The organism is Pseudoalteromonas sp. P1-13-1a, assembly GCF_001401875.1.
Taxonomy (GTDB): Bacteria; Pseudomonadota; Gammaproteobacteria; order Enterobacterales; family Alteromonadaceae; genus Pseudoalteromonas.
Map to the genome: position 1 here is coordinate 1 of NZ_LKDV01000102.1, position 352 is coordinate 352.

A 352-nucleotide genomic window follows, 5' to 3' on the forward strand; every position below is an offset into this window, starting at 1 on the left:
CGTTTGGGTTGTATGGTTAAGTGACTAAGCGTACACGGTGGATGCCTTGGCAGTTGGAGGCGATGAAGGACGTATTAACTTGCGATAAGCCTAGTCAAGCTAGTAAAAAGCGCTTGAGACTAGGATTTCCGAATGGGGAAACCCACCTGCTTGCAGGTATCGTTAACTGAATACATAGGTTAACGAGGCGAACGCGGAGAACTGAAACATCTAAGTACCCGTAGGAAAAGAAATCAACCGAGATTCCGATAGTAGCGGCGAGCGAAATCGGAACAGCCCTTAAGCTTATTATGTGTTAATGGAAGGCTCTGGAAAGTGCCACGATACAGGGTGATAGTCCCGTACATGAAAA

The 352-nt window shown here is 46.6% G+C and carries 1 rRNA gene; it reads left to right on the forward strand.

Annotation, left to right across the window (positions count from 1 at the left end):
- Positions 1-14: 14 nt before the first annotated feature.
- A 23S ribosomal RNA gene (locus tag AN391_RS19990) occupies positions 15-352 on the forward strand; the annotation flags it as partial.